We start from the raw sequence: 562 nt of genomic DNA on the forward strand, positions 1-562 counted from the left end.
TATCCGGGCAGCTCCACGCTGTCACGTCGATCGCAGCTTCCGTCGGACCGTAGAGATTATGCAGGCCAGTCCAAGGCAATACGCGCCGAACCTTGTGCAAGCTGGCGGCAGGAAGTGCCTCGCCACTGCACAACAGGCGCTGCAGCGATGTGCAGCGATCAACCCCCTTCGCATCGATAAAGCTGACCAGCATCGATGGTACGAAGTGTGCCGTGGTGATGCGTTGGCTGATGATCAAGTCCACCAATGCATCGGGGTCTTTGTGCGCATCCGAAGGCGCCAGCACCAAGGTCGCACCTTCAAGCAGCGTCCAGAAGAACTCCCAGACCGAGACATCGAAGCCAAATGGCGTCTTCTGCAACACGACATCAGTTGCCTTGAGACCATAGGCTCTTTGCATCCAGATCAGCCGATTGATGATGGCCCGATGCTCATTCTGTGCCCCCTTGGGCGTTCCGGTGGATCCCGAGGTGTAGATCACATAGGCGAGATGGCGCGAGGTCAGGCCGAGGGCGCGCGGGTTCGGGTTCGCGGCCGGCAGCTGCGCCCACGCCGGGGTCGC

At 60.7% G+C, this 562-nt stretch carries 1 protein-coding gene; it reads right to left on the reverse strand.

What is annotated here, in order from left to right; all coding sequences use genetic code 11:
* A partial coding sequence (locus tag KIP88_RS46015; protein WP_214494652.1) for an AMP-binding protein occupies positions 1-562 on the reverse strand: 562 nt, incomplete at both ends.

It is taken from the genome of Bradyrhizobium sp. SRL28, assembly GCF_018596315.1.
Lineage (GTDB): Bacteria > Pseudomonadota > Alphaproteobacteria > Rhizobiales > Xanthobacteraceae > Bradyrhizobium.